The 7219-nt window shown below is 50.5% G+C and carries 7 protein-coding genes; all 7 read left to right on the top strand.

Annotation, left to right across the window (positions count from 1 at the left end):
- Positions 1-470: 470 nt before the first annotated feature.
- The 7 genes from ACYC56_RS10570 to ACYC56_RS10540 all read left to right on the top strand — a co-directional run bounded on the left by ACYC56_RS10570 (position 471) and on the right by ACYC56_RS10540 (position 7061).
- Positions 471-662 carry a helix-turn-helix domain-containing protein gene (locus ACYC56_RS10570; protein WP_461374144.1) on the top strand — a complete coding sequence of 64 codons (192 nt, stop codon included), beginning with the start codon at positions 471-473 and terminating at the stop codon, positions 660-662.
- Positions 655-957 (top strand): hypothetical protein, encoded by a 303-nt coding sequence (locus ACYC56_RS10565; protein WP_461374143.1) that lies wholly within the window; start codon positions 655-657, stop codon positions 955-957. The genes ACYC56_RS10570 and ACYC56_RS10565 overlap by 8 nt, the downstream gene beginning before the upstream one ends.
- Positions 954-2684, top strand: coding sequence for a bifunctional DNA primase/polymerase (locus ACYC56_RS10560; RefSeq protein ID WP_461374142.1), 1731 nt, complete (start codon positions 954-956; stop codon positions 2682-2684). The genes ACYC56_RS10565 and ACYC56_RS10560 overlap by 4 nt, the downstream gene beginning before the upstream one ends.
- Before the next feature lie 1123 nt (positions 2685-3807).
- The gene (locus ACYC56_RS10555; protein ID WP_461374141.1) at positions 3808-4179 is read left to right on the top strand and encodes a hypothetical protein; all 372 of its coding nucleotides are present in this window, start codon (positions 3808-3810) and stop codon (positions 4177-4179) included.
- A gap of 205 nt (positions 4180-4384) precedes the next feature.
- Positions 4385-5218, top strand: coding sequence for a ParA family protein (locus ACYC56_RS10550; RefSeq protein WP_461374140.1), 834 nt, complete (start codon positions 4385-4387; stop codon positions 5216-5218).
- Positions 5215-5544, top strand: a complete 330-nt coding sequence (locus tag ACYC56_RS10545) for a hypothetical protein (protein WP_461374139.1) — start codon at positions 5215-5217, stop codon at positions 5542-5544. Before ACYC56_RS10550 ends, ACYC56_RS10545 begins: the two co-directional genes overlap by 4 nt.
- A 623-nt stretch (positions 5545-6167) precedes the next feature.
- Positions 6168-7061, top strand: coding sequence for a tyrosine-type recombinase/integrase (locus ACYC56_RS10540; protein ID WP_461374138.1), 894 nt, complete (start codon positions 6168-6170; stop codon positions 7059-7061).
- The last annotated feature ends 158 nt before the right edge of the window (positions 7062-7219 follow it).

Raw genomic sequence — 7219 nt, 5'->3', positions numbered from 1 at the left:
GGAAAAAAGAATTGAAAATATTTTCCAGTTTATGCCCTAAAAACATCGGATTATGGCAAAAAAGGACAATACACTATAAAAAAATCAAAAATGTATCAAAAGATTATCAAGAAACGCAGTTATGCACAGGTAAATAACTACTATATTCGCGCTTTACGTTTGTGACTCAATCCTGTATAATCAGGACGAATGGTAGTGCATAGGCTCTACCTACATAAAAAAGGGGCCTTCCGGCTGGAACCGAAAGACCCGTGTACAAGCGGCTTGAAGCGCCTACTCCCTGACAAGAGGAAGCGTAATACATCCCGCATCATTCGTCTAGGTAGGTTTTGGGTGTTTTTGGGTGTTTTTGCGTGCTTTTTGGTGTATGGCGTACACCCGTAGACACCCGCAGACACTAAAAAGGCTCTTCCCTAGACCTCCCGTACACGGTTTTTTCCCTCCCCCCGAAGTCCCGAAAGGGGCCAAAAATGGCAGAAAGTTTTACCGTCTCCGAAGTGGCCGCGAAATTGTCATGTTCCGGGCAGACCGTCCGGGCGCTTATTAAAAAGGGCGCATTGCCCGCCTTTCGCGTCGGCCGTGAGTTCCGCGTATCTATGGCCGATCTTCAAAGCCTCCGCGTAGCCGTTCCCGCGGTCCAGGAAGGGGGCGGCCATGAATGAACCCGGAATTATTCGCTTTATCTGTGAAGGCCGAAGCCTCACCCTTGAACCGGGGCGCATTACTTCCGGACAGCCTACGGAGCATATAGTAGACGCGGCCGGGAAACACATTTCCTTGGCCTACCGTGAGCGTACAAGCTCCATCCTGTTTGACATGGACATGGGCGAAAATACGCGGATAGGCTTCCGCCTCTCTCTTGAAAACCTCCTTGCCGTGCGCTTCCCGCATAAATCGGACTACTGGAAGGCGCGGGACATAGCAGGCTGGCCAGCCCGGAAGAAAGCGCGGGCATGAATAACGAAACGCTAGACTACGCCCGTTTTTACCATGAAGCGGGCCTGACCGTGCTACCTCTTGCCGAAGGCGCTAAAAAGCCTCCGCGGGGTTTCTCATGGTCCAGTCTACGCGAGAAACCGCAACGGGCCGATGATCTCCCGGCGCTCTTTTCTAGAACCGGGGCGAATATCGGCCTAATGGCGGGCGCGATCTCCCGCGATCTCGTTGTACTGGACGTTGATTCCCGCGAAAAATGGCAAGAGCTGGACAAAAGTTCAGTATTTCGCAAGCTGAAAGCCGCCTCCCCGGTGGTACGGACCCGGCGCGGCTTCCATGTCTACCTCTATGCGCCCTACCCGTGCGCCTCCGGCGAGGCTAAACGATGGAATACTGACATCCTGGCCGAAGGAAAGTATGCCGTAGCGCCTCCCTCCGAAGTCCGGCGCGAAAAAGGCGGCGCCGTCCAGCTGTATCTATTCTCTAATGGCTACATGATGCCGATATATCCACCCTCTAGCGATGAATGGGCCGACCTTGTGGACGTATTCGGTATCCGGCCCGTAGCGCCTTCCGATGATGACATCATACTGACACCCGGCGCGGCTTCGGGCCTTTTCTACGGCCTGGGAGATCGCGCCTGGAACGCCCTACGGAAGCCGGAGAGCAGGGGGGACCGAAGCGAAAGAGAACAGCGGGCCGTGTTCCGTGCGGTTTCTATGGGCTGGGGTTTTGATGACACTAGCGCCCTATTCTCGCAACACGCCGCGCCCGGGACAAAGTACCGGGAGAAAGAACGGGCCGGATACGGTGAAGAATGGCTAAAAAATGGATACCGTAGCGCCCTCCGGAAGTATGCCGAGATAGCCACGCCCCGCGCCCGAAGGCTGAACCAGGCTCTAGACTACCTGGCCATGAATACACCCTTCCAGGGAATAGGGCGCTACACGGATGCGGCCGTACTCCGGTGGATACTTCACATTGAACGAATAGCCGATACTGACCGCGTTTCCCTCTCTATCCGTAATATTGCCGAAGGGGTAGGAAAGGGCTTCGCTACTGTAAGAGAGGCCCTAGAACGCCTTCGGGAAGCCGGGGCGCTTACTGTCATTTCATCCAATGCTGGCGGCCTTATCCTTACAGTTCCCGAAGCCTTTATAGAATCCGCTTTACTTGCAGTTCCGATCAATATAGACACATTAGAGGCTCTTAGGGGTGAGAATGACGAAGCCTGCCCGGAAAGTCCTTTACTTGCAGAACCGATCAATATAGACACATTGTCTTATCTTAGGGATGGAGAGGATGGATCTACCCTCCAGGACAGGAAGGCTTCAAGCCCGCCGGGAGGCCATGCCGGGTTTACCATTGTGCCAGCCTCACATAATGCGTACAGGCGGGAAGCTCTAGGAAGTACAGGCCCGCACCTTGTGAACGCTCTAAACGGTTTCAACTGTCAATCGTTCACGGTTTCCAGTCTAATGGACAAGCGTTTTTCGTTCCGTTACATCCGTAAGGCGCTTTCTCTCTTACTCAAGGCCAATGTTATTGAACCCGCGGGAACGAAAAAGGCGAAACATGGAAAGCCCGTGAAGCTGTACACCTGCCCGCATGCTCTTAGCTTTTCAGCCCTGGAAGCGATAGCGAAGGCCGCGGGAACGGATGGAGCTGGAGAACGTCAACGGGAGCGATACAAGAAAGACCGCGAAGCTATGAAGCAATGGAAAGAGCGTGAAGGGCGGCTATATTAGCGCCTTCTAATGACAAGCGCCCTGCCTTTTATTACGAAGGGCCGGGCGTCTTTCTTTACTTGCAGTTCCGATCAATACGGAAACGGGGCGCATCATGCGGAAAGGCTGAATATATATGCGTTTCCAGGCTAAAACTACAATGAAGGCATGGCAAAACCCGCCATTATTGAAATGCCCGCAGAGGCCGATTCCTGGCCCGCTACGGGGTCCGGCCCTGTTCCGGTATAGTTTAATCCTGCTTTCTTTCTTCGCTTATTTCGGGGGGTAGGGATAGGCACCTATCGGTACCGGGTACCCCTCCAGGAAGAAGGCTGCTTACTTACGGGCGAAAGGACACCCGCGCCTGGCTAACCGCATGGAAGCTAAAGCCGATGAACAGGAAAGCATTTATACCGAAGCATGGACAATGGCCGCGGGGCGACTTGTAAGCCGGATACGGGCCAGACATCCCGGCCTATAAAAGGCCCGAAAAGTCCATTTTCCGCCTGTATTCTATGGGCTTTCTTCATGCATTGGACCCTTGCCGTACATTCTCCAGGCCAGAGCTTTCTAATCCCTTCAGGAGGGCGGTTTCCTGGCCCGCCATGCGATTATATAGGCAAACAGGTAAGCCAGGACCCTGGACGCGATAAGCCGCGATCTATGGCGCACAGAAGCAGGGGAGGGGGTACATAGCCCCGCACCCTTATGTGAATGACGCCCCGGATTATCCGGACCCTAAAAAGGTTTTGACGGTTTTATATATAGGACACGGAAGCGGGGGATAATATGGTCATGCTATAGCCATATTATGGCCGCATAATGGCGATGTATTACAGGGGTGTGAACCCGTTGAAAACGGAGATAAATGGGCTAAAAACTTAACGTTTGCCAATTTATCTGGCCAAAAACTGTCAACCCGGAGTTTTCGGACGCTATAAAATGCGACGAAGTAGGGGAACCCCATATTTACTTGACACTTTTAAAAACGATACAATACTATTTTAGTATTGTATAATTTATTGTTGCTAAATAAATAAAGGCGATATAAACTCTAAATTATACTATGCATGGTAGACCTGCAAAAAAGAACATCTATATTGCTTGAAAAACCGTTAACTATAGCAGAATCAAAGGAAAATATATGAAAAAAATTATGGTGATTATAATCATATTTTCGGGGCTTTTATTTTCCTGTTTCAACCCGGCGTCAACGACCAACTATATTAATCCTCCTGGTTGGCTTATTGGAAGATGGATGAATTATAATAAAACACTTTCTTTTACCATAACTCAATCAGATATTATCGATACAAGCGAAGCAAGACCATATAGTTATTCAGAGAACTATTCAGCAGGTGAAATAATCGAATCAGTATCCGATACTTATTACGAAGTATCTGTAAAATATGGACTTATACGCCAATGCTTTTCTAAAGTAACAACAGCAAAAATGATCCACGAACTTATTCTCAGTGATATGGGATGGGGGAAAATTGCATATTATAAGCAATAGCTCCTTTCCGGGTTGTTTACCATAAACGAATGCTTGAGGCCGGAGGTTGAAAAGTTGTTTTCTGGCTTGGAAGCCGCCCTTTCGCCGCGTTGACTATTAGTTTTCGGACGTTATAAAAAAAAGTCATTCCGCACTCTATAAAAAATGGTGAAGCAAGGGCGAAGCATGGAGTTTTCTTACATTATAAAAAAGAAGTGAACAAAGGATGAACAAAGAGAAAACGGGAATAAACCGCCATTATAAAAAGATGGGCCATGAAGCGGCCTTAGTACGGCCAAAACATAGCCATATTATGGCTATAAAACCCCTTATGTTTCCGGTTTTCCTCTCCGATGATCTAGGGGACATGAAAATAATAGCCATAGCGAACCGCAAGGGCGGAGTGGGAAAAACTACCGTAGCTTACAACCTGGGGGCCGCTTACGCCCTGGGCGGGCGCCGGGTGTGCTTTGTAGACCTGGATTCACAGGCGAACCTTTCAACCCTTTGCGGGGCGGAGCCTTCCGGGCTGGACAGTTTTAAGGCCGCGCATATCGTGAAGCTCTCGGACAGCCTTTCTATCCTCCCGGCCTCTAAAGCCTTCCCGATACTTGAAAACGAAGTGAACCAGCTCATAGACCGAAACGGATACTTACGGGCGCGGATACTTCCTCACCTGGCCGCCTTTGATTATGTCATTATTGATACGGCCCCTAGCCTTTCAATTCTGAACATAAACGCCCTATGTATTGCCGATATGGTCCATATCATCGTAAACGCGGATAGCTTTTCACTGGCCGGACTCGTAGAGATGCGGGAAATCTTGGAACAAGTGCGGGCGATAAATCCGGGGCTTGCCTATCGGATTGTACTAAATGCCGCTATCAAGGGCCGACGCCTCACCGAAGCCGCCCTTTCAGCCCTCCGAAATGAACCAGGCTATGCAGGGATAGAGATACCGAATAGACAGCATTTTATGGACAGTAACACCCTACGCCGCCCGGCCTTAGATATGCCGGACATCCTGGGGCCATTCCAAAAACTAGCGGGGGAAATATGAGCGCGAAAAAAGATACCGGATTGAATGACGCCCTATCCTTCATTATGGGAACGAAGGCCGAAGCCGCCCCGAAAGAACCGAAGCCAGAAAATGGCCATAAAAAGGGCATAATAGAGCCACAAAACGGCCATAAAATGGCCATAAAAGGGCCAGAGAATGCCGCCAGGCGCCCCGGCAAGGAAAGGCTAGTAAATCATCATATCGGTTTCTATCCGGCCGACTGGCAAGCCCTGGAACGCATGGCCGCGGCCGAAGGCGGGAACGTGGCCGTACTTATCCGGCGAGCCGTCAGGGAAATGCTGGCCCGCACCTCATTCCGCGAATAACCGGAATTTCCGGCGTCCATACACGCGAGAAAAAACGGTGAGTAATGGCAATGTAGCCATGAGGAAGCATGGAGAAAGTGAAGCAAGAAAGAAGCATAGAAAAAAGGCTCAGGAAGGCCATAGGCAAGCGCAAGGGTTAGGGGTGATAAAAGGCGGTCGCGGGGGAAAACTTTTCTTGAGTAATACTAGAGAAAAAAGCGTGAAGCAATGATGAAGCAGTGAAAAATAATAACAGGAATATCAGGACGCAATAAATGGACAACGGATACACAACGGGAAAAAGGCCGTGAAGCCACGGTGAAGCCATAAGTGAAGCACGGGTGAAGCACGGGAAAACGGGGAATCCGCTTGCATGATAAAAAAGCGATAAAGCAAGAGCGAAGCTAGAGAAACAGGAATATTCTTACATCATAAAAAGGAGCTTTTCACTTTCTCATAGAAAGCGAAGTCCTCACGTATAGAAAGTGCCAGCCCCGGCCATTGATTAACAATGAAAGAACAATAAACCCGGAACATTGTACGCCCCTTATTCCCTATTCATGGTATTGCGTCATAACTTGCTATATCGCTTGACATATCAACATAAGTAATGTTATGATGATATCTGAAAACAGGGGGAAACTATGGAAATGCTAGCCGAAAACAGAGAGAGAACAGGCGAGATTGAAAAAGTTTCCGGGATGACGGCCGCGGCGCTTATCCGTGAAGCGGGCTTGAAAGCCGTTTCTGCCTCTGCGACCTATTCACACTATGCGGCCGACTATTTCAGATACACGGAAGAAACCGGGCTACGGACCACGGACCCCGAAACCCTCCGCGCCTGGGCTTCCGCGAAGCTGGCCGACCACGCCCCGGCCTCACTTGTGCCGATGCTTGCGGCCGTTAAAAAGGCCCTCCGCGGGGCGGCTAAAGAACTGACCTCCGCGAAGGAAGCGGCCGCCTTCTCCGAAGCCCTCCGGGATATAAAGCCTCCGAAGAAAGCAACGGGCGCGGTCCGGCGCTCTTTCATACTGACCCCGAAAGAGGAACGGGCTACCCTGGCCCGGATGACGCCCCGCGATATGGCGCTATTCATGTTCCTTATGGCTACCGGGGCACGAATATCCGAAGCCCTAAACATAAAGCTGGACGATTGCAAGCAGGACGGGAGCATGGTCCGAGTACCGCTATACGGGAAGGGCGGAAAGATGCGCGAAGTCCGGATAGATGCGGCCTTATTCTCCGACATTGTGGCCGTCTATGGCCCTACATCCTCATGGCTCTTTCAGACCTCCGGCGGTAAGCCCGTATTGCGGGACTATGCTTTCCGGCGGGTTTCTTCGGCCGTAATGAAGGCGACGGGTAAACACTTCTCCCCGCATGGGGCGCGGCATACGTTCGCAACCAGGGCGATTGAAAGGACCGGGAAGCTCAAGGCGGTATCCGAATACCTGGGCCACGCTTCCGCCTCCATTACCCTTGATATGTACGTTCATGAAACCCTGGAGGATGACGAAATAGTGGGCTTGTCTCGGTGAAAAGACGGGTTTTTGACGAATTTTTAGGAAAAAAGAATTGAAAATATTTTCCAGTTTATGCCCTAAAAACATCGGATTATGGCAAAAAAGGACAATACACTATAAAAAAATCAAAAATGTATCAAAAGATTATCAAGAAACGCAGTTATGCAGATCGG

Source organism: Candidatus Aquicultor sp. (assembly GCF_054640775.1).
The sequence above is the reverse complement of the archived record's forward strand: the minus strand, read 5'-3'. Positions and strand labels throughout refer to the sequence as shown.